The 24,800-nt window shown below is 35.4% G+C and carries 18 protein-coding genes; 12 read left to right on the plus strand and 6 right to left on the minus strand.

Annotation, left to right across the window (positions count from 1 at the left end):
• Nucleotides 1–40: 40 nt before the first annotated feature.
• From QP953_RS21195 to QP953_RS21215, 5 genes are all read right to left on the minus strand, one after another.
• Nucleotides 41–772, minus strand: coding sequence for a polyprenol monophosphomannose synthase (locus tag QP953_RS21195; RefSeq protein WP_309552891.1), 732 nt, complete (start codon nucleotides 770–772; stop codon nucleotides 41–43).
• A gap of 395 nt (nucleotides 773–1,167) precedes the next feature.
• Entirely contained in the window at nucleotides 1,168–2,190 is a 1,023-nt protein-coding gene (locus tag QP953_RS21200; protein WP_309552892.1) for a M42 family metallopeptidase, read from the minus strand.
• Between the two features lie 237 nt (nucleotides 2,191–2,427).
• A complete protein-coding gene (locus QP953_RS21205; RefSeq protein ID WP_309552893.1) occupies nucleotides 2,428–4,524 on the minus strand; it encodes a hypothetical protein in 2,097 nt (698 codons plus the stop codon).
• 399 nt (nucleotides 4,525–4,923) lie between these two features.
• Nucleotides 4,924–5,184: a GlsB/YeaQ/YmgE family stress response membrane protein gene (locus QP953_RS21210; protein ID WP_309552894.1), complete on the minus strand. Its 261-nt coding sequence runs from the start codon at nucleotides 5,182–5,184 to the stop codon at nucleotides 4,924–4,926.
• A 257-nt stretch (nucleotides 5,185–5,441) separates the two neighbouring features.
• Entirely contained in the window at nucleotides 5,442–6,020 is a 579-nt protein-coding gene (locus tag QP953_RS21215; protein WP_052599767.1) for a GNAT family N-acetyltransferase, read from the minus strand.
• A 300-nt stretch (nucleotides 6,021–6,320) separates the two neighbouring features.
• Between QP953_RS21215 and trmD the strand changes: the two genes are divergently transcribed.
• The 8 genes from trmD to QP953_RS21255 all read left to right on the plus strand — a co-directional run bounded on the left by trmD (nucleotide 6,321) and on the right by QP953_RS21255 (nucleotide 17,905).
• Entirely contained in the window at nucleotides 6,321–6,995 is a 675-nt protein-coding gene (trmD, locus tag QP953_RS21220; RefSeq protein WP_052599766.1) for a tRNA (guanosine(37)-N1)-methyltransferase TrmD, read from the plus strand.
• Between the two features lie 292 nt (nucleotides 6,996–7,287).
• Entirely contained in the window at nucleotides 7,288–8,073 is a 786-nt protein-coding gene (locus QP953_RS21225; RefSeq protein WP_052599765.1) for an S-adenosyl-l-methionine hydroxide adenosyltransferase family protein, read from the plus strand.
• Nucleotides 8,074–8,427: 354 nt separating this feature from the next.
• Nucleotides 8,428–9,972 (plus strand): RNA polymerase factor sigma-54, encoded by a 1,545-nt coding sequence (rpoN, locus tag QP953_RS21230; RefSeq protein WP_052599764.1) that lies wholly within the window; start codon nucleotides 8,428–8,430, stop codon nucleotides 9,970–9,972.
• A gap of 121 nt (nucleotides 9,973–10,093) precedes the next feature.
• Complete coding sequence (locus QP953_RS21235) at nucleotides 10,094–11,032, plus strand: AraC family transcriptional regulator (RefSeq protein WP_309552895.1); 939 nt, start codon at nucleotides 10,094–10,096, stop codon at nucleotides 11,030–11,032.
• A gap of 195 nt (nucleotides 11,033–11,227) precedes the next feature.
• Nucleotides 11,228–11,938 carry a hypothetical protein gene (locus QP953_RS21240; RefSeq protein ID WP_309552896.1) on the plus strand — a complete coding sequence of 237 codons (711 nt, stop codon included), beginning with the start codon at nucleotides 11,228–11,230 and terminating at the stop codon, nucleotides 11,936–11,938.
• A 369-nt stretch (nucleotides 11,939–12,307) separates the two neighbouring features.
• The gene (locus QP953_RS21245; RefSeq protein WP_052599761.1) at nucleotides 12,308–13,864 is read left to right on the plus strand and encodes a carboxypeptidase-like regulatory domain-containing protein; all 1,557 of its coding nucleotides are present in this window, start codon (nucleotides 12,308–12,310) and stop codon (nucleotides 13,862–13,864) included.
• A gap of 152 nt (nucleotides 13,865–14,016) precedes the next feature.
• The gene (locus QP953_RS21250; protein ID WP_309552897.1) at nucleotides 14,017–16,911 is read left to right on the plus strand and encodes a TonB-dependent receptor domain-containing protein; all 2,895 of its coding nucleotides are present in this window, start codon (nucleotides 14,017–14,019) and stop codon (nucleotides 16,909–16,911) included.
• 295 nt (nucleotides 16,912–17,206) lie between these two features.
• Nucleotides 17,207–17,905 carry an SGNH/GDSL hydrolase family protein gene (locus tag QP953_RS21255; RefSeq protein WP_309552898.1) on the plus strand — a complete coding sequence of 233 codons (699 nt, stop codon included), beginning with the start codon at nucleotides 17,207–17,209 and terminating at the stop codon, nucleotides 17,903–17,905.
• A 66-nt stretch (nucleotides 17,906–17,971) separates the two neighbouring features.
• Here QP953_RS21255 and QP953_RS21260 read toward each other — a convergent pair whose 3' ends face one another.
• On the minus strand, nucleotides 17,972–19,528 hold the full coding sequence (locus QP953_RS21260) for an SPOR domain-containing protein (protein WP_309552899.1): 1,557 nt from the start codon (nucleotides 19,526–19,528) through the stop codon (nucleotides 17,972–17,974).
• Between the two features lie 474 nt (nucleotides 19,529–20,002).
• Between QP953_RS21260 and QP953_RS21265 the strand changes: the two genes are divergently transcribed.
• The 4 genes from QP953_RS21265 (at nucleotide 20,003) to QP953_RS21280 (ending at nucleotide 24,760) form a co-directional block, all read left to right on the plus strand.
• Nucleotides 20,003–22,171, plus strand: coding sequence for a hypothetical protein (locus QP953_RS21265; protein WP_052599757.1), 2,169 nt, complete (start codon nucleotides 20,003–20,005; stop codon nucleotides 22,169–22,171).
• Nucleotides 22,172–22,317: 146 nt separating this feature from the next.
• Nucleotides 22,318–23,112 (plus strand): (Fe-S)-binding protein, encoded by a 795-nt coding sequence (locus QP953_RS21270; protein WP_052599756.1) that lies wholly within the window; start codon nucleotides 22,318–22,320, stop codon nucleotides 23,110–23,112.
• Nucleotides 23,113–23,115: 3 nt separating this feature from the next.
• The gene (locus QP953_RS21275; protein ID WP_309552900.1) at nucleotides 23,116–23,598 is read left to right on the plus strand and encodes a hypothetical protein; all 483 of its coding nucleotides are present in this window, start codon (nucleotides 23,116–23,118) and stop codon (nucleotides 23,596–23,598) included.
• A gap of 478 nt (nucleotides 23,599–24,076) precedes the next feature.
• Nucleotides 24,077–24,760, plus strand: a complete 684-nt coding sequence (locus tag QP953_RS21280; protein WP_309552901.1) for a hypothetical protein — start codon at nucleotides 24,077–24,079, stop codon at nucleotides 24,758–24,760.
• The last annotated feature ends 40 nt before the right edge of the window (nucleotides 24,761–24,800 follow it).

The raw sequence follows: 24,800 nt of genomic DNA on the forward strand, positions 1-24,800 counted from the left end.
AACTGTTTTTTATCCATTTAAAAGTTGAAATTGTAAATAATTATCGTTTATAACTCATTGTCCAACCTTTCCAACGCATCTTTAGCACTCCAAAAAATGCTTCGTTAAAAATATCAGAACTCATTTTTGAAGATCCCTTTTCTCTATCTTTGAAAATAATTGGTACTTCTTCTATTTTATATCCAAGCTGCCATACAGCAAACTTCATTTCAATTTGAAATGCATAGCCTTTGAATTCAATTTTATCAAAATCTAGCTGCTCTAAAAACGAACGTTTGTAACAGACAAAACCTGCGGTAGCATCTGCTACAGGCATCCAAGTAATCAAACGAACATAAATTGAAGCACCTCTTGACATCAACAAACGATTGAATGGCCAATTGACTACTTTCCCCCCTTTGGTATAGCGAGACCCTACCGAAACCCCTACCTGATCTTTCTGGCAGGCTTCAAATAAACGAGGCAAATCGTTAGGGTTGTGTGAAAAGTCGGCATCCATCTCAAATATATACTGGTAAGTGGACTCTAAGGCCCATTTAAAACCATGTATATAGGCCGTTCCGAGACCTTGTTTGCTTTGCCGTTCCTCAACAAACAAACGACCTGCAAATTCATTTTGCAAATTTTTGACAAGACCTGCGGTACCATCAGGAGAACCATCATCTACAATAAGCAAATGAAAGCTAGGCTCCAAAGCCATTACAGCTCGGATAATATTTTCTATGTTTTCCTTTTCGTTATAGGTAGGTATAATAACTAAACGTTCTGACAAAACTCTGACTGCTTTAGTGGTGGTATAGAGTAATTTTTAATTTTGACTAACTTGATTTTGGGTGCACTTCATATTCTATAACTATTTTGCAGCTTAGAAAGCTATCTTAACACACAAAAATACTTCAAGTCACATATTAGGGTAAAAGTCGTAAAAATAATAGACTTATTTAGTATTAGACCTCTTTTCATTTTTTACTTTTTTACTAAAAAATGTTCTCTTGTACTAAATTACCCTTCTAAAATCAGCTATTTACTCTTAAAAATAATTCAATATAGAGTTTTGAGTGTCAAAAAGCAAACCCTTACCAGTACCTTAACGCATTCTAACATTAATTAACTAAAAGTATAGTTCTAATAATACATTCTGCTCCCAACCCTATGCTCATTTAAGGATTATAATGCTTTGAACTTAGATTCGATATAAGCCATACACAAATCAATCGTAGCTTGAATGCCTTTTTGATGTGTTCGTTCTACTCCATGTGATGCAGAGACTCCTGGACCAATCAAACCTACTCGATAATCATTGCCAGCTCTTAATGCAGCCGAGCCATCCGAACCATAAAATGGATAGACATCTAAACGATAAGGAATTGCGTATTTTTGAGCTAATTGAACCAATTGTTTACGCATACCATAATCGTATGGACCAGAACTATCTTTGGCACAAATAGAACAGGCGGTTTCTTCACCAGCCGTACCATCTCCAACAACCCCCATATCAATGACTAATAACTCTTCAACGGAAGGCGCATAACCACAAGTACCACCATGTCCGACCTCTTCATAGTTAGAGAAGAAGATTTGTACTGGCACATCCCATCCCTTTGCTTTTATTTGGCGGGCAAGTTCAAACAACACAAAACATCCTGCCTTATTATCCATAAATCGAGATTTGATGTAACCACTTGGCAATTCTTGGTAATTTGTTTCAAAACAAATAAAGTCACCTACATTTATCCCCAAGGCTTCTATGTCTTTTTTTGATTCAACTTCTTCATCCAAACGAATGTGCATATTGTATAAGCTTCGTTGTGCACTATTCAAATCCTTGTTGACATGAGCTGCGGGGTTATCTAATAACAAAGTACCTGTGTATACCTTCCCCTCCAAGGTATGTATTCTACAATATCCCCCTTCAAAACCATTTAGAGACAAACCACCTACTTTAGAAATTCTTAGTGTTCCATTTTTAGCAATGTCAGAAATAACAGCTCCTAAGGTATCTACATGGGCTGCAATTGCCAAAGTTGGAGCTTGACTTCCCAACGTGCAACGCACAGCTCCTTTATTAGTATAGTCGGGACTCCAACCATATTCTGTTAACAAGTGATGTATATATTGACTTGCTCTTTCTGTAAATCCACTTGGCGAGTCTATAGCTACTAATGCTTGTAGTGTAGAGTAATCTTTCATTGTTGATAATTTTGATTCGTATAAATTAGTATAATATATCTTCCCGCCGCAAATATACAATAGTTCATTTAATTTGAGCATAAGAACCCCAACAAGATACTATATCATATTATAATTATAAAATTATATTTGCTCTCCGCAAAATATCCATCCACATCCCTCCAAGGATATACACAAAAAAAGATCATTCTCGAATTAATCGGAATGATCTAAGTATATCGATAACTTGTAAAACACCTACTCTTGTTGTAATTCAACAACAATAAAATTAACTCGTCGTTGGCTTGCCGCCTCTACACTATAAATAGAATTTCGTGGATCATCAATATCGTCACTAATTCCCGCAGGAGCTTTTCCTTCCCCCAAAGGAAGTTCCTTCAAAGAAAGCTGTCCATTATCCAAGTATTTTTTGAGCCCCCCCTCTTTGTATGCCAGCATATCCTTCATAACACTCACGATGCGACGATTTGCTAGTGCTTTGTTATAAGCAGCAGAGGCACGAGGAGAGGTATAGCCTTGAATGGCAATTTCTAATTTAAAATCATTTTCCATTGCAGTAATTAACTCATCAAAAAACAAGTGCATTTTTTTATAGTTTCCTTGTACCTTATTATCAAAGAAATCGTCAATATTATCTGCAATTTGTTCTTGAATTGATTTGTTGTATTGAGGTACGTGTTCTTTTTTATACTTACTTCGCATTCCTGCATACTTGGTATACGTACTAGAATAAGACGTTTCTAAATCTCTTGGTTCGTTATTATGAAAATACAAAGCCAAAGGCAATAGCTTATTCAATTCATCCAAAGTAACTTGAACCGTTTCTTCTATAACTGTCTCTACTGGCTCTGGTGTTGGTACTGGGATTGGGATCGGCTCTGGCTCTACAATAGACACTGGTTCTGGCTCTGGCGTTGGGTCAGATAAGACCAAAGGTGGTTCAGGTTCTGGCTTTGGACGAACAGGAGGAAACTCTGGCAATTTCAATTCGTAAATATCATTGCAACAAGACTCGCCTGTCAGTATCTGCGATCCAGGGCGGTTACTAGCAAAATACCCTGTAGAATCATCAGGATTAATAATAAAATAAATATCATTGGCGGCACTATTCAGAGGAATACCGATGTTAATTGGTTCATCAAACTCTCCGTCAATTATATTAGCATGAAAAACATCGAAGCCTCCTAAACCTGGGCGATGCGAAGAGCTAAAATAAAGGGATTGTGTTGTATTGTGAAAGAATGGAGATACTTCATCCCCTATTGTATTGATATTTTCTCCTAAGTTTCGAGCTTCTCCGTATTCATTTTCGCCCAAAACTTCAGCCATCCAAATATCTTTTTTGCCGACTCCTCCTTTTCGTTCAGATACAAAATACAAAACCTCTTTGTTGCGCACGCTATCAAAACCAATAGCAGGATGTGTACACGTCACCCCTTCTACATTGATATTTTCAGGTAACTTAACGGCTTCTCCCCAATCATTTTTCCCTTTTTTGGGGCAATAATATATTTGGCAAATCATTTTTTCCTTCCGTTCATCGTAGTCGCACTTAGTCAGATATAACTTCGTACCATCCAAATTCAAGTTGGAATTTCCTGAATTTTCATATTTTAAGTTAAGATTTTTGTTTTTGGATTGTTCAAAACGGCTTTGTCCTCTATTATCAGCAGTCATAATTTTGCCCACTAGTGTTTGCCCTTTTCCAACTACTTTTCCTCGTGTCAATTCACGTTCAAACCTCAAAGAAGAATAATACAGTGTCTCTCCTACCAAATGAGGCGAAAAATCAGAATATTTTGTATTAACATCTCCACTCAGATGAATAATTTTAGAGGTTCGGTCTGGGTTTTCTACCAATTCTAGGGCTAAATAACACCCTTTTAATTCATGGTCTGCTTCCAATTGCAAATACGTTAACTCTATCCCCTTCACCTCCATTGCCAAAAACTCTTTGAAATACTTTATAGCCTCTTCATACTTTCCGTTGTGTTTCAAACAATAAGCGTAATAATAATCTATCTCAGGGTATTTGTCAGCATATTCTCCTGTTGCCACCAAGCCATAGTACTCCTGTGCTCTAGCATAGTTATAACTTCTTCGACAACTTTCTGCATAATAAAATTGATGCATGGCTAACTTGCTGCCTGACAATTTTAAATCTTTAGCAGAGAAAACGGCTTTATAAATATCTGCTGCTTCGTAATAATCTTTGGATTTGTATTCTTTTTCTGCGGCGGCTGGTGTTCTGACCTTTTTTTGAGCCAATAAAAGAACTTGGCTCATGAGCAGCAAACTAGTTGCCAATAATTTTGGATAAATGGATACTTGCATCGTAATTATTTAATAGTTTGGGATTCGATTTAAAGTTCAATAACTAACCTCAAAATACAGTCGTTCACTAATTGCATTCCTTGGTGAACATAGGGTGCTGTATTCCATACAATTCTCCTCTATTTGGCTATACGTTATAAGCCATTATATTTGAAGTATACTGACTACTTGATATAGTAGTTGATAGTTATTGCTGATTTATTCTTTTGCAAAAATAATGCAAAAAAAACAATCAAACATCTATTAATCAATTTATTCCAACTCCAATCTCTTTTTAGCCTTTCTGAATAACAGTAGCGAACTGCGCTGCGTGTTTTCAACAAACGATTGTCTAAATGACAATTGTCTTTTGTAGACACTATATAGTCGTTCACGACGCTTAGGAACAAAGTTCCTTATTTATTTAGCCAAAACTTTAGCTATAAAAAGTACTACAATAGCACCAAAAGTAGAGCTAACGATATCCATTAAAATAGAACCACTTCGAATTCCCAAAACACCTCCATCTACTTGCAATACCTTAAACAAAAAAGTACCAACAAAAGCGCCGATAATTCCTAAAATAATATTCATCAAAATTCCCATACCACGACCTTTCATTAAGCTGCTAGCAATCCATCCTGCCAAGCCACCAATAATCAATGTATACAACAAACTCATAATAATTCTTTTTTTTGTTATTATAATAGTCTAACTAATGCTTGCGTTCCTAAAATCGTTATCGCTTAGTTACCAAAAAGATAAAAACACATTCATATTCAACTGATAATCAAAGCTTAAAGCAAAACACAACAAAAGTACAATTTATTAATTATCAACTATGTAGCACTCACAAAATACCACATAGTAGCAGCGCAACGAACTATTGACTTTTAAGGAGTTAAGAATTAAATACAAAGCCCCACAAAGTATCAAGGTTAATACAATCCATTTTTAGATTCTCTAAACTTGGTATAAATATCCATATCGTAAAAAACACCTTCAAAATACATTCTATCCTTAAAATGACCTTCTCGTACAAAGCCCAATTGTTCTAATAAAAATACAGCGCTACGATTGTTAGAATCTACCTTTGCTTCAATAGTATGCAATCCAAGTTCCTTGAATCCATAATCAATAATCTGTTTAACAGCTTCATAGGCAACTCCTACTCCCCAATATCTAGGACTCAAAGCACCTCCAATTTCAGCTCTTAAATTATCCTTTTCTATTCGATTAAAACCACAGGTTCCTATGATTTTGTCACCATCTCGAATAACCGCTGCCCAACATAGCATTTCTTGTTTTTTATAGGCATCCTCAATGTGTTGAATCAAACTTTCAACTTCTTCCAACGAAGTTGGCTTTTTCTTGGCAATATATCGCAATACCAAATCATCGGTTTGCATATCAAAAATCTGTGGTGCATCGCCCATTTCAATTGGGCGCATTGTTAGTCGTTTGCTTTTTAAAATGGGGAACTCGACAAAAGGGGCTTCGTTAATTTTTTTAGTCATGTATATATCTGTGACTTTCTTTGTTTATAGGTGTTTTGCCTGATAGGCTGTTTAATATCGCTTTTATACGTTTAAAGTTACCAAATAGATTATGAATAGTTCATTTAAAACCCAAAATATTACTTTAAAATTCCCTATTCTTTCACATCTTATCTTTTTTCTATAATTTTGTGGTTGGTTTCTCAAACAATGATTTGCTACAACCATCCATGTTAGTAGTATCTGTGCCCAATAAGTAATTGAGTACAATATATTCCTAGCATTAACAACACCAGACAATTTTCATCAAAACAAAACATCATGCGTATAGATATCATTTCTGCCGTTCCTAGCCTAATGGAAAGTCCATTTGCTCACTCAATCATGCAACGCGCACAGGATAAAGGCTTGCTAGAAATTGTTTTACATGACTTAAGAACGTATGGAATTGGCAAGCACAAGCAAATTGATGATTATCAATTTGGAGGCGGAGCAGGTATGGTTATGATGGTAGAACCAATCGCCAATGTCATTGAATCGCTAAAAGCAGAGCGAGACTATGACGAAATTATCTATATGACACCTGATGGAGAACGCTTGGAGCAAAAACATTGTAATCAATTGTCTCTCAAAGAGAATTTAATCATTTTATGTGGTCATTACAAAGGAGTAGATCAAAGGGTTAGAGACTTGTATATTACCAAAGAAATCTCCATCGGTGATTTTGTGCTATCGGGAGGAGAATTGCCCGCAGCTGTCTTGGTTGATTCTATAGGTCGTCTCTTGCCTGGCGTACTTAATGATGAATCGTCGGCTTTGTTTGATTCTTTTCAAGACAATTTGTTAGCGCCACCTGTTTACACACGCCCTGCGGATTATAAAGGGCATAAAATTCCAGATATTTTATTATCTGGTCACAAACGAAAGATTGAAGACTGGCGAGACGAACAAGCTTATTTAAGAACTCAAAAGCTACGTCCTGACCTATTAGACTAATAGGTTAAGACAAGAATACAAACAACTATTTTATAATAATTTATCCACAACAAAACATTCCATACAGCGTACAAAAGTACACTATTTATGGTATGACAGTATTTAATTTTTGATATTTATCTGAGGCATTATTAGAAAGAAGTCAAGGGGTAACTTTTAACAATTTTTCTTTTTAATTCTTCATTTCAACAAAATTCATGTAATTTGCCTTTCCAGATAAGATTAATTCAGACAATAAGCTATATCATTGTTAATAACACTTAATCACAAAGACACTTTCTTAGAAGAATAAATGAATGTTGTAACCCTAACAACGGATTTTGGATGGCGGGACTACTGCGTGGGAGTTATAAAGGGTAACATCCTATCACAAGGCATACCTGTTATTTTCGCAGATATTACACATGATATTGAAAACTACAATATCGTGCAGGCATCCTATATTCTAAAAAATGCCTATAAAAGCTTTCCTAAAGGTACAATTCATTTGATTTCGGTCAACAATTTTTATAAAAAACACCCTCGATTTTTAGCTATCTTACACGATGGTCATTATTTCATAGGACCTGATAATGGCATTTTCTCACTTATGTTTTCAACGCCTCTTCAACAGGTTTATGAGTTAGATTACTCTATTGGTAACGCTGTTTTTGGAGTGAAAGAAATTTTTGCTAAAGCCATTGGTTTTATTTTAAAAGGCAAGCCATTCAAAGACATTGGCAAACCAGCCAAAGATATCTTAGAACGTTTATCCTTGCGCCCAATTACAGGAAAAGATCAAATTAGAGGCTCGGTCATCCATATTGATAATTACAAAAATGTTATCCTGAATATAGATCGACCACTTTTTGACCGAATTCGACAAAAGCGTGATTTTGAGATTTACTTTAAGCGATACGATCCAATTACCACGATTAGCAAAAATTATGCGGATGTTCCTGTTGGTGAAGTCCTTTGCTTGTTTAACTCGTCAGGCTTACTGGAAATTGCTGTGAATATGGATAAAGCAGCGACTTTGTTTGGACTAGAAGTAGACGAAGCCATTCAAATTGATTTTCTTATCCCTGAAATTGATTGATAAGAACTTCCCTTTCTATCCTTCATCCTAAAGCTATCTTAGTAGTTGCAATCCTTGTAGATTAGGTACTCTATAATAGAAATCTAAATCCTAAGAACACTTCCTCAAAAATAATAATTGTTTAATCTTTGCGGCATTTAATCTACTGACAATAAACAAACTGTATCAGATACACTTTATTTTTAAGTTCTTGTCTTTATCAAAAACCTTACCAAGTAGGACAATAAAGTCAAAAAAAAATGTATTTTTAGGCTTATAATGGTAACTTTTAAATGCTATTCTGCGTTTAACAAATAACACCACGCTAAAAAAAACTCAGATAACAAGTCCTACTCAATTAAAAACTACAGTTTTATGTTAAAGCAAAATCTTTCACAAAAACAGATACAAAAGTTATCTCCTCAACAAATACAGTTGATGAAGTTACTTCAGGTACCAACCGTCATGCTTGAACAAAGAATTCAAGAAGAGTTGGAGGCTAATCCTGCCTTGGAAGATTCAAAAGATGATTTGAACAAAGAGGAAGAAGAAGCACTAACTGATGATTTTATTGATGATGAAGCTTATGGTACTGACAAAAACGATAAAGACGAAGACATCAACGAGGAAGCAGAACGTCAAGAAGATAACTCTCTAGAGGAATATTTAGAGGATTATATGAACGATGACGAGCCTTCTTATAAATATGAAATTAACAATCATTCGGCAGATGATGAGGAAAAAACCATTCCTATTGCTATTGAAAGTTCTTTTCACGAACACATGGAACGCCAATTGGGGTTGCTAGACTTGGATGAAGAAGAGGAAAAAATTGCCGATCAAATTATTGGGAGTATTGATGAAGATGGCTACTTGAGAAGGGAACCGATTGCGATTACAGACGATTTGGCATTTGCTCACAACCTTATCGTCTCTGAAGAGGATGTTTTAAAAGTGCTAAAAAAAGTTCAAACATTCGAACCTGCTGGAATTGGAGCACAAAATTTACAAGAATGCTTAATGCTTCAATTAGAACGCAAGATCTTGTCTAGAGATGTTACCGAAAACTATAGTGAAGAGGATGTAAAATATCTGCAATTAGCACACACTATTATTGACAAATACTTTGAAGAGTTTTCTAAAAAACATTATAATAAATTATTGCGTCAACTTTCTCTCTATCGAGATGATCTTAGATTGGCAACAGAAGAAATTCTAAAATTAAATCCCAAACCTGGGGCTGTCTATGCGCCGTCTTCTAATCTAAAAAAACAATACATTGTTCCTGATTTTATCATTGAGACCAAAAACGGAGAACTAGAATTGTCTCTAAATAATAGAAATGCTCCTGAATTGCGTGTTAACAATCAGTACAAAGAAATGTTAAGTGCTTATAGCGCTGACAAGAAAAATAAAGTTCAACGGGAAGCAGCCATGTTTGTCAAACAAAAAATCGATGCCGCCCGATGGTTCATTGATGCCATTAAACAACGTCAGAATACCATGATGAAAACGATGTACACCATCATGCAATATCAATATGATTTCTTTCTGACTGGCGATGAAAAGCGTCTTCGTCCAATGATTTTAAAAGACATTGCAGAAATTACAGGTTTAGATATTTCTACGGTTTCTCGTGTTGCGAATAGCAAATATGTTCAAACAGAATTTGGAACAAAAAGCTTAAAAGAGTTTTTCTCAGAATCACTGCAAACAACGTCAGGAGAAGAGGTTTCTACAAGAGAAGTTAAAAAGATTTTGACAGAAATTATTTCTACAGAAAACAAGCGCAAACCATTTTCTGACGAGAAATTAAAAAATATGCTGCAAGCAAAGGGTTACAATATAGCTCGTCGTACTGTTGCTAAATATAGAGAACAACTAGGCATCCCTGTTGCCCGTTTGCGCAAAGAAATTTAACCCTCCTTTCCAATACTAGTTAATTAATATTGTCCGCTAAAATGTTATCCTTTAGCGGACAATATACGTTCCTTGCTTGATTTTGGCAAACTACTTTAATATAAGTACTATATTTTAGCCAATGCTTATTTCTCAATTTCCCAATATAAATTGGCTCAAACGTCAAATCAAACATCAATTCCAAAACCAAAAAGGTCCCAATGGTGTTCACCTCCCGACGGCAGGATGGCCAACCGTTTTGTTGCATACAACAGCCTCAAAAACAATTCGTGAAGATATTGAAGGTCCTCTTTCAATTTTCATGAATGTACAAGGGCAATCTATTATTCGCGTTGAGAAACATCAAGTTTTGATTAAGGACAATGCCTACGTTCTGACCAATAACAAAGCACGCTACGATTTGATTCTTCCTAATAGGAATGCGACGGAGGTTTTTAACATCCATTTTGGAACTCAATTCCTAAAAGATGCTAGTTCTTGGTTGTATCACACTTCAGGCAGATTACTAGATGATCCTTTTGACTCTAATACTCCTCTTCCTTCTTTCCAATTAAAAGCGACTTGGCGTAGCTCAACATTTAATCGATTGGTAACTCAACTACAAAAACTATATCTAATTGACACAACACCCACTGAAGCAAAGGAAGTGGCATTGTTGGCACTTTTTGAATACATTGTTTTAAACCAACAACAGCAGGATAAGTCCATTCAATTCCTAAAAAACACTAAAAAAAGTACTAAGGTCGAACTTCTAAGGCGATTGTATCTGGCGGTTGATTACATTTATGCTTATTATAACGCTCCTCTTCAATTAGAAGAACTTGCTCAAATTAGTTGCTTATCCAAATATCATTTTTTGCGTTCGTTCAAACAAGCTTTTGGAGTGGCACCTCACCAATTTATTCAACAAATTAGATTTCAAAAAGCATTGTATTTATTACAAAACAGTTCTGCTAACCTCCAAGAAATTGCCTTTGCAATTGGTTTAGAAAATGCTAGTTCCCTAAGTAGGATGGTTTATAAGATAAGTGGTTCTTACCCCAGTACGCACAGAAAATAGTAGTCTAATCCCCTGCCTTAGAGCTTTCTTAGTTTTAATCCATTCATCAAAAATAGCAATTTTGGTCATGGTCTCTTTCTGCCAATTGGTCGATATTTGTAGTATTAACTTAGTACTCTGTAATAATGAAAAAAACTTACGTTACAGGGCACTTAGTATTGTTAATCATTTTTTTTATAAAAAAACAAATACGCGATGACTTATCTTTTTGCAGCACAGCTAGGCTTTATAGCACTAACTATTATTTGGCTAATTTTAATTTATATTCAACTAAAAAAAAGCAGCGCCCATTTGGGAACAGAAATACAGCAAAACATTTTAAGAAAATATAGTATCGGCATTAGCGTATGGTTCCTCTTCATATCCACATTATCTATCCTAGGTGTTTTTTCTGATTTTTCGACTCTTCCCCCTCGACTTCCTTTTGCTCTAGCATTTCCTATATTAGTTCTTATATATTTGCTAATGCGCTTCGAGCATCTAGATAGTATTCTAAAACATACGCCTCCTAAATGGTTTCTAAACATTCAGTTCTTTCGATTTTTTGTAGAAATTCTATTGTGGTTTTTATTCTTAGCAGAAACGTTGCCGCAACGAATGACATTTGAAGGATATAACTTCGATATCATAGCTGGTGTAACTGGACCTATTTTTGCCTATTGGTGTTTTGCCAACCAACGACAAAAACAACAACTAGCCATTATTTGGAATATTCTAGGCTTGTTATTCCTAATCAATATTGTATCCATTGCCTTAATGACAATGCCAACTCCTTTACAAGTATTCCAAGAAGATAATACAATCATAGGTACTTTTCCAATGCCTCTGTTACCGACTATTTTAGTTCCTATTGCCTATTATATGCATGTTTTTTCTTTGCGACAACTCTTAAAAACAGCTCGTTGAGATCGATCAATAGTGAACTAGTTAGCCCTAGTAATACAAAAGTCATAAATTACGAGCGTAGTAGGATAGCAGATTAGTACTTGAAGAAAACAGAGCATTTTTAGAAAAGCAATTATTTTGGATTCATTCAAAATAATTGCTTTATTTTTTTACATATTTCTACAATCGCTCTAAATAAAGCATCTCAAATACTTTGTTAAGGAATTGTAAACTTCATTTAACAAATTAAAAATATAGTTTTCATTTTGAGTTTATAATCAAACTGTTTCTTTGCACCAAATTAAGGCTTGAGGTAAATACAACACGAGCCCCTTTTTAAACAAAATATACTATTAGTCAACAAGTTATTAATTATTCAAACAAAACAAAATGGGAAATCTTAAAAATCTATTTGCGTTTTTAACTTTAGCAATCGCCGTTAGTTTTACGGCTTGTACGCCCGAAGCAACTACTGTAAATATCAGTGGAAAAGTTACGGACGGTACAAATGGACTAGACGGTGTTATGGTTACAGCTTCTAGTGGTGAAACAGCAACTACTGGAACATCTGGTGACTATACAATTACTGCTGCAAAAGACGGTACACTTACTTTCAAAGCTGCTGGTTATACTTCTAAAACAATGGATATTAATAGCCAAACATCAATTGATGTAACGTTGACAGAAGACCCATGGGTAGCATCTTTTGCTGGAAATGGAAACAGCGTAACAGATCCTCAGTTTCCAATTAACTCTATCGTTCCTAGTGTAACATTGAGTGCAACAGCATCTTCTGATACTTGGTTTTCTCAAACAGCAAACTTCAAAGGAGCTGTAGCTTCTGCTTTTGGTTCTCCTTGGTACGACAACTGGTCTTTTTATAGCCGTATCGTTGCAGGAACAACTACTTCTGCTGCATTAAACACAAGTGGTAAAACAGTAGTAAACGTAACAGATACATGGATGCAAGCACAAGGAAATACAGTAACATGGACTTCTAATAACATCTATGTTTTAGACGGATTTGTATTTGTTGAGGCTGGTCAAACATTGAATATTGATGCTGGTACAATCGTTCAAGGAAAAGCAGGAACTGGTGCCAATGCTTCTGCTCTTATCGTTGCTAGAGGTGGTGTTATCAATGCTACTGGTACTGCTAGTGATCCTATCGTATTTACTTATGAAGGTGACAACGGAAACTCTTCTGCTACTGACCGTGGTAAATGGGGTGGTTTGATCATCTTGGGTAAAGCTGGCTTGAACTCTACTCCTGGTGAAACTCAAATCGAAGGTATTCCAACTTCTGAAACTCGTGGTTTGTACGGTGGTTCTGACAACGCTGACAACTCTGGTACGTTGCGTTATGTTTCTATCCGTCACGGTGGTTCTAACATTGGTAACGATAACGAAATTAACGGTTTGACTCTAGGTGGTGTTGGTTCTGGTACTACATTAGAATATATCGAGATTATTGCCAACAAAGACGATGGTATTGAGTGGTTCGGAGGAACTGCAAATGCTAAGTATTTAATTTCTGCTTACTGTGGTGACGATGCTTTGGACTACGACGAAGGTTATAGAGGTAAAAATCAATTTATCATCATTCACCAAGATCCAAGCTCTACAGCAGCTGACCGTGGTGGTGAGCACGATGGTGGAACATCTCCTGAAACAGGAACTCCATTTGCTACACCTCAGTTCTGGAATGTAACGTCAACTGGAAATCCTACTAGCAAAGCGATTACTTTCCGTGATAATGCTGGTGGAGAATACCACAACTCTATTTTCGTAAACTACGGAAAAGGAATTGATATTGAAGATTTGGAAGGTCAAGACCAAGATTCATACAAACAATTTACTGATGGTAACCTAAAAATTGCTAACTGTGTGTTCTTTAACATTGCAGCAGGTACTACAAGCAAAGAATTGTTTACCGTTTCTAACTAATAATAATATTCAAAACGAGGCAATAAAAATTTGTTGCCTCGTTTTCTTATACCTAAAAATTGTTTGAACATACCCACTGTCACCCAACAGCTTGTTCAAAAATTCTCATAAAAATTTCATTCTAACAATCGTATATAATTAACAACGGAGTCATGAAAACAATTGCAACTATTGCATTTTTATTTGTAATCCTACCCTTATTCTCTATCGCTCAAACTGGTTCTATTTCAGGAACGGCTATTGATGGAGAAACTAAAGAACCAATCATGTTTGGTAATGTTGTCATTGAAGGCACTGGTCAAGGTGTTAGCACAGACATGGACGGTAAATACAAATTTGAAAATCTAAAAGCAGGTACTTACTCTATCAAGTTTAGCTACCTTGGCTTAAAAGACAAATTAGTTGAAAACATCGAAGTAAAAGCAGGTGAAAATACTGTTGTCGATGTAAAAATGGGAGAAGATCCTGTTGTACTAGAATTAGGTGCAACCATATCTGCAGAACGTATTACCAATACTGAAACAGCTGTTCTTTCTATGAAAAAAGAATCGACATCTGTCTTGGATGGTGTCTCTGCCAAAGAAATTTCTAAAAGCGGTGACAATGACGCTGCTGCTGCTGTTAAACGTATATCTGGTGTTACTGTAGAAGGTGGCAAATACGTTTATGTTCGTGGTCTTGGAGATCGCTACAGCAAAACAACTCTAAATGGAGCAGACATTCCTGGTCTAGATCCAAACAAAAATACCGTCCAAATGGACTTGTTTCCTACCAATTTATTAGACAACATCTTAGTTTACAAAACATTTACACCTAATCTTCCGGGTGACTTTACTGGTGGATACATTGATGTTGTTACTAAAAACTTTCCTAGTAGTTTTACCGTAGATGCCAGTGCTTCTATGTCTTACAATACACAAACTACTTTTAACAAAAACTTCTTGACTCAACAAAGAGGTTCTACTGACTGGTTGGGCTTTGACGATGGTTCTCGCGCCTTGCCTTCTATCGTTGCTAACTCAACTGAAATTCCTGCTCTACAAAATAACAATTCTGCTAATTTTGATCCTAATGACGCTCAAAAACTAGTGGATATGACAGGTTCTTTTAAAAATACATGGCAACAAGTTCGCCAATCTGTTCCTTTTAATCATAGCTTTTCTTTTGGTATTGGTAATCGTTTTAAATTTGATAACCAAAGCGAATTAGGAATCATTGGAGCCTTGTCTTACAATCGCAACTACAGCTTCTACGAAAATGGTACTTATGGTATTTACCAGTTGACAGGCATGTATGATAATGTCAATACATTAACTTCTAACTTGGCATTGAGTGACACAAAAGGTGTAGACGATGTTCTATGGGGAGGAATGGTTAATATTGCTTATAAAATTAAAGCATCGCATACCTTTAATTTTATGGTGATGCACAACCAAAGTGCTACCACGACAGCAAGATACTTAGAAGGAATTAAAGACGATGATAGAGATGAAATCTTTCAAACTCAATCTTCTAGATTTTTACAACGTGGTCTAACAACCTTCCAATTAGGTGGGAAACACACTTTCTTGAAGTTTAATAATATCGAAGTCAACTGGAAAAGCTCTTATGCTCGTTCGACTCAAAAAGATCCAGACTTGCGTTACTTTACCAACCGTTATGACGAAGAATACGATATTTATAGAATCAAACCTTCTAGTGACCGTACTCCTTCTCGTTTCTACCGAGATATGGCACAAGGCAACTGGTCCAACAAAATTGACTTTACAATGCCTTTGATTCACTGGTCTAATGATGTCAAAGAAAAAATTAAAATTAAAGCGGGCTTTGCACACGCTGCCAAAGATAGAACATTCAAAGAAAATAGATATAGCTTTGAAAATCAACAAATCAACTACAACGGAGATTTAAACACATACTTTGCTCCTTCTAACTTAATCGCAACAACAGAAAATGGAGGTTATTTGAATAATGGTAATGGTGTTTATATTGAAAATGCCTTGGATTCTGCCAATATTTATGATGCGAGCCAAAGTCTTTATGCTGGATACGCAATGGTTGAACTGCCTTTGATTAGTGGCTTGAACTTGATTACAGGTGCTCGTATCGAATATACTTCTGTTCGCTTGAAAACATACAGCTATAAAGTGCTGACTGCTTATCCTGATCTAGATGGGAAACAAAATATTTTGAACAATTTAGATATCTTACCAGCCCTTAGTTTGAACTATGAGCCTTCTAAAAAAATGAAAATACGTGCTGCTTACTCTCGCACCTTGGCTCGTCCATCATTTAGAGAGCTAGCTCCATTTACTTCTTTTGATGTTGAAGGTGGATATGCGTTTGTTGGAAACCCAAACCTAGAGCGTACGATTACAGACAATGCTGATTTGCGTTGGGAATTCTACCCTACTAATAAAGAATTGATTTCTGTTAGTGCCTTCTACAAAAACTTTACGAATCCAATTGAACGTACTTTCAACCCTAAAGCATTAAATCCAGAGTTGACGTACAGAAATGTTGACAATGCATTTTTGGCAGGTGTTGAGTTGGAAGTTCGCAAAAACTTAGGTTTTATTACTCCTGTATTAGAGGATTTACAAATTGGGGCTAACTTCTCCTACATTTATTCTCAAACAACTATTGATGAACAAGAGTTAAAAGCTATTCGCGCAGAGAATCCTAACGCTGGTAATACTCGTGAGATGTACGGTCAATCTCCTTACTCTTTAAATGCTTTGTTGTCTTACAAAAACGATTCTTTAGGTTTATCGGCTAACGTTGTATTTAATGTCTCTGGACCTAAAATTTCATTTATTTCAATTGGAGGAACACCAAATACTTATGTACAACCTCGTCCATCATTGAACTTTAACATTAGCAAAACAATTGTCAAAGGATTTTCTATCAAGTTGGCTGTTAATAATATCTTGATGAGTCCTTATCGTGAAAGCATTGAATTCAAAGGAAAATCATACGATGTTTCTTACTACGAACCTGGTATGAATATTTCTTTAGGAATTAAGTACAATTTTGAAAAACAATAAGCTGTTTTCTCAAAGTAGAATGCTTTGCACGTTCTGAATTTAGCAATTACCATTGTAATTATATACATTGATCTTAGAAGATCTTAAACGCTTGGGATGGGTACCCAAGCGTTTTTCTTTATCTTATACCAAGCTATATTTTGATAATGGATTCGCATAATTTTTTTCAATCAATACTTTCATGTACTTTGTTATTCCATGTAATCATAACGTTGTTACTAAAATTCGATAGTTCGTTGAAACCTCCTAGTAACAGTATGGCTAATTACTAGAAATTATAACAAGCACTAAAAAGATGAAGCACCAACTACTTTTATTTTGTTTTATTGTAATTACAATTAATAGCTGCACCATACCTCCTTCTTCCCTTCAAAGAACACAAGATAAACCAGCAGCATTAAGTTATCTAGCACTAGGAGACTCTTATACTATTGGTGAGTCTGTTACCTCAAATCAACGTTGGCCTATTTTATTAACTGAGGCGCTACAAACTAAAGGTTACACCTTTCAAACTCCTGATATTATAGCACAAACAGGTTGGCGAACGGATCATTTGCTAAATGCAATGCAAGAACAATTGTCCTCGTCTCAACAATACGATTTGGTGTCTATTCTTATTGGGGTTAACAATCAATTTCAAAATACGTCTATTCAAAAGTATGAGCAAGATTTAAAAATTCTTTTTGATCAAGCTATTTCACAGTGCAAAACAGGACGAAATGGCGTTTTTGTGTTGAGTATCCCAGACTACGGAGCAACTCCTTATGGGTTGCCTAGAGCCAAACAAATCGGAAAAGCTATTGATGAATGGAATGCTGTCTATCAAAAAATTGCCACTATGTATCAACTACCTTGGTTTGATATTACACCAATTTCTAGAACAGCAACAAAAGAGAAAGAATTAATTGCCAAAGATGGATTACATCCTAGTGGCAAGATGTACCAACTTTGGGTAGATGCGATAGTGGAAAAAGTAATTGACTGCTTAAAATAAAAATTTGGTAACAGACTACAGCGTCTATTACCAAATTCAAATTGTAATTTTTTATGAAAGGAATGCTTATTTCAAATAAGCTGCTAAGTTTCCTCCTACTGTTTCCTTTAATATTTTTAGCCCCAATGAACGCGCTTCGATACCAGGCATTCCTTTAAACATAAAGTGTGTTTCTAAGCTTTGAAGGGCATCGTAGTAAGAAAAACGCAATAAACTATACATATTTTGTTGCAATGGACTGCCCGTTTCTAATGTTTTTAGATTTTTCCACAATCTTCCGTTCCATTTTTCCAATTCTTCAATTTCTTGGTGTGGGATTGGCTGTGGCAAAACATACAGTTGGTTGATAGAATGTAGCTCTTTTAAAGTACCTTTATTCTCTGAAAATTCTTCAGAAACTAAAGACAAAATACGTAATTCTTCAAGATCCATAAAACTACCACAATCGCTCGAAACAGTATAATCATCTCTCCTATTTTGCCAATAAGGCTGAAAAGCTTCTTTCATTAATTTGGGATGACGCTCAAACATCCAACAAGGGACATCAGGGCGTTCTTTTAACACCTCATACATCGCCTTCATGTGTTGAATCAGCTGCCCGATTTCTTCGTAAGAGTATCTCATGCTAAAATCATAACGTGTTTCGCCTCTATATCCTTTAAAAACTCTTTCTAATGAGTTGTTCATTAATTCATTTACTTTAGCCGTTTTATTAGCAATCCTCACATCTTCATTCAAATAAATATAGGCTAGAAAAACTTTAGAAATTGGATTTTTGAATTGCTCCAACCCAGCAGCAGCAGTAACTGCATCTTCAGGAATCATATTAATATAATATTGCAATGTATATTCCTCTATAGCATTGTTCAAATCCATTTCTTCTGCCATTTTGCGGTGCAACAAATAATGCTTGTTGGTCTTTTTATATCGAATCATGGCAGATTTTGTAGTTGGTGTTAACACCCCATTAGAGGCAACATCATATAATTTTTCTTGGATTAACAACTCCTGCAAAGCTTTTACAGAAAGACGCACACCTCCCGAATTCTGTCCGTAACTAGCAGAGCGTTCCAAGTCAAATTTTTCTACTTTGTGCAGTACTTTTTCGCTTACTTTTTTAATAAAAATATCTTTAGGACCACGTCTTTGGACTCTCGCTTGCACTTCTTCGGCTTCTGCTCTAGTATAATACGGTCCGATAGCCACACGCACTTTATTATCGCTTAACTGTGCTACTAATTGAGGAGAAAGACGCTGCCAGTCTGGCCAATAGATATCTGCTTGTTGGTCGTAGGTTGCCAACTGAACAATATAAACTGCATCTGTCTCTTTTAGTTCTTTTTTAACCAAGAAGGCATCTTTAAATCCTTTTCTTTGAATCAACCTTAGTTTATCTTTTGCTGTGCTTTTGCTAGTGTACGTCCCCATCATAATTCTATACAAACTGTTGTCCATTTCCACAGAATAAACATATCCTATAGAATGCAAAGGCTTAAATTTCTTGTACTCAGGCGTTGCATAAATAGCCAATTGAATTTCGTAGACATAATCTTGCGCTTGCGCAGACAAGAAGCACAATAAAAAGAAAGGTAAAACAAATAAATTTTGAAGTTTTTTTCTCATGTTCATTGTTATAATTTCAGCCTCCACACAGGAGATAAGGTTATATAATATAAATTAATACTCCATTGATTACGCATAAAACATAGTAATAGTTTTACGACCAACGCAAACTCAGTGGATTACTAACAACATGTTTGGAGTTTTTAGCTTGGTAAGATACATATTTGATTGGAGTATTTAAAAAATTGATTTTTTTTTTTCAATTCACTAGACATTATCATCATACCTTACAGTTAAGGCAGAAATAACAAGCAAAAAACAGGGCTCTACCCAATAAATAAAATCTTACTAGACTATGTTTTTTGCAAACAAAAAGCCATCCATGCTTGCATTCCTTTTAAGTTTTCTATTTTTGTTCTCTTTAAGTCATGCAAATCAAGGGTTAATTTACCTCAAATAGATAAAAAACAAGGGTCACACTCTAGTAAATCCTCGACAAATGATTTTTGAGTATTGATCCAAAGGGATTTTTTTATGAAAAAACAATTATTTTTAATTTTTATAATTTCTTTTTTAGGAATGCCCATTACATATGGAATTAATGGCATTTCTATTTTAGCTAGTCGTTCTCTTTTAGAGAATAGACTGGTTCAAAAATCAGTAGACGATTGTGTCATTTTATTAAAAAAAGCATGCCAATGTGAAGTTAAAATCAACGATCGCTCTCAAGAAATTCTTTTATTCTTGCCCGATATTGATACCAACAATGTTGCTTCTTATTCTACTTATGCCAACAAAAGGTTAGCGTATCCCATGATTGACTACCCTGTTCATGAATATACTTGGACTTCTAAACGTGTTCAACAACAAATTCACTTAGAATTGAGCACACCAAGTTTTTTAGGTGTTAGTTTTGGACTATATGGTTTGCTGCAAGAACAATTATGGTTTTCGTTTTACCATACTAAAGAAACGATTATTCCCGACTTAAAGTTTTGGCCTTTGACAGAAAACTTTTCTTGGACGGCTACCCCTCGTTTTGGGAAAAAAGGTTTTCACTTACATACCATGCACCCTTTAGAACTTACCGAACCCTTACTAAACCCAAGCTGTCCAAATGGTATTCAACAGATTAAAGAATATATTGATTGGTTGGTACGCAACCAACAAAACTATTTTGAATTTAATTTACTAGAACAAGAAGATTTAGAACATTGGGTGCAGTATATCAAACCTGCTGTGGACTATGCGCATTCTAGAGGAATTTTAGTTGGTCTAGATTTAAGTTTGCACATGACACAGCAAAAAGCTTTTATGCTATACAAGAACTTTCCAGCTTCTTTCCAAAGTGCCAAACAACAAATTGCTAAAAATCTGGAAATATTATTTATTTGTCCGTGGGATGTGATTGCCATGGAAGCCTCTACCACAGAATTCACCCAAGGTAACGCTTCCAAAGTTCAAGAACTACAATTGTATGTAACCGATCTTATCAAAAACAAACACCACGCACATTTGGCTGGTCGCCAACATGTTGTCAAACAGGATAAGATGCTTAGTAAAGCTACATCTACAGATAGCCTTACCCCAACGCAACAAGCACTTGATGCCAATAGAGCTACTTTCATTCATACGGTCATGTTTTATGGCTTGGTTGACAAAAAAGCTCCTGTATATGAAAATGAAAATTTGCTACACTTACTAGACTTGCTTCAAGAAGAACAAAAAGTCCGTGAAACTTGGTATTACCCCGAATCTGCATATTGGATTACTTTTGACAATTCAGTGCCAATGCTACTCACACCTTATTTAGAAACAAGATTAGCAGATATTTTGTTGATGGATTCCCTAAATGTTGAGGGACATCTAACCTTTAGTTCTGGCTGGGAATGGGGCTATTGGTTGATTGATTGGAGTATAGCAAGATGGTCTTGGGAACATACTTTTAATGAAAGAGTTATTCAACCTAGACCCACTCAGTTTTTAGCGGATATTTTTCAAAATCAAGCTATTGTAGATCATTTAAACACACTAAATAGACTACAAACAAACTATATTAAAGAGCAAGAACTAATTCGCTACATGGTAGCGCAAACCGTCACGGACGAGCTACCCGATTTCCTAGCATTGGAGTTGCATCCACGCCCCGAAAAAAGTTATCGATGGATGCGAAAAAAAGCCAATAAGGATGATATTCGCATTCTTCACAAAAAAGCTATTGATCCACTATTAGAATTTGCAACACTTAGTGATGCGATTATCACAGACCTAAGTTCTAATAAATACTTATTAAGTCCTGCACAAAATAAGTTGCTACAAGAATTGACATATGGACTAAGTATTACTAGTCTTAGAGCAAAACACAAAGCTCATACCTTGTCCTTTCTATTGGGTAAACGCCAAGAAATGTTAGATAAAGAGAGCCTTCCTAATCTCCAAGATTATATAGAACAAGCCCAAACAATTCGACTTGAAGCACAAGCCTTGGTCAATAAACAAGAGCAACATTACCGTTATCCACTAGAATATATTGCTCGCCCAATAGACCATGGAGGGAGTACCGCTTATGACTTTGGTTATTTATACCCTGTTAGTAATCTACATTTTTGGAAACGAGAAGAAGAACAAATTATTCAAAATAAGTATGGTCCTTTTTTCATGTCCATCTGGGATGTTCCTAGAATTCTAGGTATCGTAGATTAACTTTCTATTTAGAATCAATTTAAAGATGGATAGATGTCTGTCTTTATAAAGTGAAAAATCGAGTATTTTTCTTATTTTAACCTCCAAATTCAAAATCAATCAATCGTGCAGTTTATTTTATTTGCACAAAACATAAGAAATCAATCATGGATAATAAGAAATTGAATGTGCCAATTATGGCAGATTTGCATGCAGAAGGAAAGAAACCAGAAGTCTTGTTTTGGGTAGGTTGTGCAGGAAGTTTTGATCAAAGAGCTCAAAAAATTACCGTAGCATTCTGTAAAATTTTAAATGAGTTGAATATTAACTACGCGATCTTGGGCAAAGAGGAGTCTTGCACGGGCGATCCAGCACGTCGAGCAGGAAACGAATTTGCCTTTCAAATGAAGGCACAAGAAAATATCATGGTTCTAAACACTTATGAAGTGAGTAGAATTGTAACCACTTGCCCACACTGTTTTAATATTTTGAAAAATGAATATCCTAAAATAGGAATGTACGATGCTCAAGTAATGCACCATTCCCAATATCTACAACAATTGATAGACAATGGTCAATTAAAAGTAGATGGCGGTGCCTTCCAAGGTAAAACCATTACGTATCACGATTCTTGTTATTTAGGCCGCGCCAATGAGGTTTACGAAGCGCCTCGAAATGTTTTAAAAGAATTGGATGCCAACTTAGCAGAAATGGCTGACAACAAATCAAAAGGTCTTTGTTGTGGTGCTGGTGGTGCCCAAATGTTTAAAGAAGATGAAAAAGGCGACCGACGCATTAATTCTGCTCGTACCGACCAAGTTTTAGATACAAATCCTAATATTGTAGCTGCCAATTGTCCATTCTGTATTACTATGTTGCAAGATGGCTTAAAAGAACGCGAAAAACAAGATGTAATGGTACTTGATTTGTCGGAATTGATTGTTCAATCTAATAATTTGTAAACAATGGTTGACTATCAAGAATTACCAACAACATCTAGAGTATGGATTTATCAATCCAACCGTGCTTTTTCAGATGCTCAAACGCAGGAAATAGAAAAAAAACTACATCAATTTGTAGCTCATTGGCAAAGCCACGGCGCCGCCGTTAAAGCTTGGGCGGGCATTCGTTACAATCGCTTTGTCATTTTCGTAGTAGATGAAGCTCACGAAGCACCAAGCGGTTGTTCTATTGATTCGTCAGTTGCCATTATCAAAGAGATTGAGCAGGCAATGGAGGTCAATATGTTTGATCGCCTTAATTTTGCTTATAAAGTAGATGACTCTACGGTAGAATCCGCTGATAGAGAGGATTTTTCTGTTCTATATCAAAGTAATAAAATTAATGATTCTACCATTGTCTTTAATAATTTGGTGACGACCAAAGCCGACTTAGAAAGCAAATGGGAAGTTGCTCTTGGAACATCTTGGCACGCTAATATGGTTTAAAAAATCTTTCTTTCTTTAGAAATATTAATAAAAGTTGAAAGGCTCAATATCTTAGATGATGTTGAGCTTTTTTATTTTTAGCTGCTTTAGTTATCCAAATTTTATATCGAAAAAATTAAAAAAGTCATTTATTACCATCAAAAAAAACTTTTTTTGCGTTAAAAAAACTTTAAATCTGCCTAAAATTTAAACTTTTATTTCACACAAAAAACCCGTTCAAAAATAAAATAAACCTTTGCATTTTTCTTGATTATCAATTACATTTTACATCTATTCAAAACAAAACTACACCCACTGCTATGTCACAAATGCAATACAAAAAACTAAAAGCAAGCGGTAATACTTTTGTTTTTCTTCCATTAATTGGTGTAATTACAAAATGTAAGAAAAAAATTAAATTATTTATTTAACGAATAGGTAACAAGGAACACACACCAATACATTTCGTCCCCGTTGCCTTACAAACCCCTAATAAGTTATGGCTATTCAACGTCGTGGAAGGTTAAGAAAATCACTTACAAATCCAAGTAAGTATAAAGTTGTTATTATTGTTGGCGATGACTCTGAAGAGGATATAGTAAAGACTGTAGATGTCTCTATTCCTACTATAGAAAATCAACCCATTCCCTCTCCTAATGAAATGACATTACCTCTAAAAGTCACTAAAGAAAATGGAGATAAAAAATTTGTGTTCAGCGACTTAACATTTAGTGACAATGCTGTAAACTTTTCATATCCTGTAACTAGTGTTATGAAAGATGTCAACAACAAACAAGTTGGAGAACCATTAACCGTAACACTACAAGTAGAAGATAGTCGAGATGCTAGAGTTCGAAATGTCACTATCAGAGAAGTAAAACCTGAACAATTTAGATTAAGATTGGTCGTTGTTGGTGATCACGAAGATAATATTGTTTCTGCAGAGGTTATTTTTTCTGACTATTCTGGTCCAGAACCAATTCCTACAGAACTTTTGCTAACAGATCCTATTATAAAGGATAGCAAAAAAATCTTTAAAGACAATACTTTAAATTTTGATGATCCCTCTGCTGCTGCGGATCAAATCTATTATTTAGTAGTTGATTTAAAGGATGCCGAAGGCAATTCACTTGGCTCTACAGAATACACCGTAGTAGTTGAAGGTTTAGAAGTAGAAGCATAAACTATTCTTCAAACAAAAAATACGAAAAGCCATCTCTACC

This window comes from Aureispira sp. CCB-E (assembly GCF_031326345.1).
Classification (GTDB): Bacteria; Bacteroidota; Bacteroidia; order Chitinophagales; family Saprospiraceae; genus Aureispira.

Coding starts and splice junctions, on each gene's coding strand:
- trmD (WP_052599766.1), top strand. CDS start 6,321: ATGCGTATAGATATCATTTCTGCCGTTCCTAGCCTAATGGAAAGTCCA.
- QP953_RS21265 (WP_052599757.1), top strand. CDS start 20,003: ATGAAAAAACAATTATTTTTAATTTTTATAATTTCTTTTTTAGGAATG.
- QP953_RS21250 (WP_309552897.1), top strand. CDS start 14,017: ATGAAAACAATTGCAACTATTGCATTTTTATTTGTAATCCTACCCTTA.
- QP953_RS21235 (WP_309552895.1), top strand. CDS start 10,094: ATGCTTATTTCTCAATTTCCCAATATAAATTGGCTCAAACGTCAAATC.
- QP953_RS21260 (WP_309552899.1), bottom strand. CDS start 19,528: ATGAGAAAAAAACTTCAAAATTTATTTGTTTTACCTTTCTTTTTATTG.
- QP953_RS21200 (WP_309552892.1), bottom strand. CDS start 2,190: ATGAAAGATTACTCTACACTACAAGCATTAGTAGCTATAGACTCGCCA.
- QP953_RS21210 (WP_309552894.1), bottom strand. CDS start 5,184: ATGAGTTTGTTGTATACATTGATTATTGGTGGCTTGGCAGGATGGATT.
- QP953_RS21270 (WP_052599756.1), top strand. CDS start 22,318: ATGGATAATAAGAAATTGAATGTGCCAATTATGGCAGATTTGCATGCA.
- QP953_RS21275 (WP_309552900.1), top strand. CDS start 23,116: ATGGTTGACTATCAAGAATTACCAACAACATCTAGAGTATGGATTTAT.
- QP953_RS21240 (WP_309552896.1), top strand. CDS start 11,228: ATGACTTATCTTTTTGCAGCACAGCTAGGCTTTATAGCACTAACTATT.
- QP953_RS21225 (WP_052599765.1), top strand. CDS start 7,288: ATGAATGTTGTAACCCTAACAACGGATTTTGGATGGCGGGACTACTGC.
- QP953_RS21205 (WP_309552893.1), bottom strand. CDS start 4,524: ATGCAAGTATCCATTTATCCAAAATTATTGGCAACTAGTTTGCTGCTC.
- QP953_RS21255 (WP_309552898.1), top strand. CDS start 17,207: ATGAAGCACCAACTACTTTTATTTTGTTTTATTGTAATTACAATTAAT.
- QP953_RS21245 (WP_052599761.1), top strand. CDS start 12,308: ATGGGAAATCTTAAAAATCTATTTGCGTTTTTAACTTTAGCAATCGCC.
- QP953_RS21215 (WP_052599767.1), bottom strand. CDS start 6,020: ATGACTAAAAAAATTAACGAAGCCCCTTTTGTCGAGTTCCCCATTTTA.
- QP953_RS21280 (WP_309552901.1), top strand. CDS start 24,077: ATGGCTATTCAACGTCGTGGAAGGTTAAGAAAATCACTTACAAATCCA.
- rpoN (WP_052599764.1), top strand. CDS start 8,428: ATGTTAAAGCAAAATCTTTCACAAAAACAGATACAAAAGTTATCTCCT.